Here is a 1,992-nt window from a genome sequence, read left to right on the forward strand (position 1 = left end):
CAACAGGGGCGCGGCCTCGCGGGGCCGGGGCACGCACCTCGCATCATCGCTCCCCATCCATCGCTCCCCATCCATCGCTGCGCGATGCACGGGTAGCTCGGCTTGTCGGTCGACACCCAACACTTCCGGTGCGTCCCTCCTCGCACCTCGCGATCTACCCGCCCCAGCCCTCTCCTTGACCCACGCCACTATTGCCGGGCGCTCTTTACGTAATGCTTGCTCGGTGGAAAATATGATCATTTCTCTCCCGTGGGGGGGGCGTTCGTGGGCCGGTGTGGGTGGGATGCGATGGTTGTGGAAATATGGACCGGGAGCTGATCGGACAGATCTGAGCCGACACGGTCCACGCACTGCCGGTGTTGCCGGTGTTGCCGGTGTTGCCGGTGCTCCGGGGAAGCCGGTGGCTCGGGGAGGTGGGGGAAGGCGGGACGTGGGACCGGGGGCTTGATTACCGGCGACCTTCTTTCTACGCTTCGCGATAATTGTCGGGATCGGATCGGTCCGAGCGGGTGACCAGGGAGATCGGGTTTTCTGTGACAACACGCGGCGGCTGGATGGATGCCACTTCGCTCATTGAGACCGAAGTGCGTGAACTGGTCCGGCGTCGATCCCTCGACCCGGTTCACGAACCCACCCGGATCCGCCAGCTCGTCGAGGACGTCCTGGGCGAATACGAGGAACGGACGCTCACCAGCGACCTCCCCGCGATTGTCGACCGGGCCACCACCGCGCGGCTTGTCCACGACGCGGTTGCCGGCTTCGGACCGCTGCAACGCCATCTGGACGACCCGAGCGTGGAAGAAATCTGGATCAACGAGCCTGGGCGCGTCTTCGTCGCGCGGAACGGGCGCAGCGAGCTGACCACGACGATCCTGAGTGCCGATCAGGTACAGGACCTGGTCGAACGGATGCTGAAGAGTTCCGGGCGCCGGGTGGATCTGTCCACTCCGTTCGTGGACGCCATGTTGCCGGACGGGTCGCGCCTGCACGTGGTCATCCCCGACGTCACCCGCGTCCACTGGTCGGTCAACATCCGCAAGTTCGTCGTGTCCGCCGCCAGCATGGACGAACTGGTCGATCTGTCGACGATCACATCGTCGGCGGCAGCCTTCCTGGAGGCCGCCGTCGCCTCCGGACTGAACATCATCGTGGCCGGCGGAACACAGGCGGGGAAGACGACCATGCTCAACTGCCTCGGTTCGGCGGTCCCCGGTCGGGAACGGGTCATCACCTGTGAGGAGGTCTTCGAGCTCAGGCTGCGGGCCCCGGACTGGGTCGCCATGCAGACCCGCCAGGCCAACCTGGAGGGCACCGGCGAGATCCGGCTCCGGCGTCTGATCAAGGAAGCCCTCCGGATGCGTCCCGACCGGATCATTGTCGGCGAGGTCCGGCAGGAAGAGGCCCTCGACCTCCTGATCGCTCTCAACTCGGGCCTGCCCGGGATGTGCAGCCTGCATGCGAACTCGGCCCGCGAGGCGGTCACCAAACTGTGCACCCTGCCGCTGCTCGCCGGGGAGAACGTCAGCCACTCCTTTGTGGTGCCGACGGTTGCCGCCAGCGTCGACCTTGTCGTGCATCTCACCAAGGACGCGCACGGGCGGCGTCGGGTGACCGAGATCGTGTCATTGTCGGGACGCACGGAGGGGGACGTGATCGAAACCGCGCAGATCTACCGGTCACGCGGCGACACCCTGGTTCGCGCTGACGGGTACCCGCCACATGCCGACCGGTTCGCCCGAGCCGGCTACGATCTGCCAGCCCTTCTCGCCTCGACCGATCGTGACCGGCGGGACCGGATGGCTGAGACGGAGCGCGCCCAGCTCTCCGACCGATCGTGGGCCGAGATCGCGGTGGAGCGCTGATGGGCATCTTCATCGGCCTGCTCTTCGGCCTCGGTCTCCTGCTCATCATCTTCAGCGGGCGTCCCCGCGCCCCGCGCGATCCCGCGTCCGCGAAGTGGCGCGGACGGACCCGGGAGCTGCTCGCTCAGGC

General features: G+C 66.8%; 1 protein-coding gene. It reads left to right on the top strand.

Features of this window, described 5'->3' with window-relative positions:
- Nucleotides 1–554: 554 nt before the first annotated feature.
- Nucleotides 555–1,862 carry a CpaF family protein gene (locus U9977_RS20280; RefSeq protein WP_322750882.1) on the top strand — a complete coding sequence of 436 codons (1,308 nt, stop codon included), beginning with the start codon at nt 555–557 and terminating at the stop codon, nt 1,860–1,862.
- Nucleotides 1,863–1,992: the final 130 nt, after the last annotated feature.

The sequence above is a fragment of the Protofrankia sp. Cas8 genome (genome assembly GCF_963555845.1).
GTDB lineage: Bacteria > Actinomycetota > Actinomycetes > Frankiales > Frankiaceae > Protofrankia.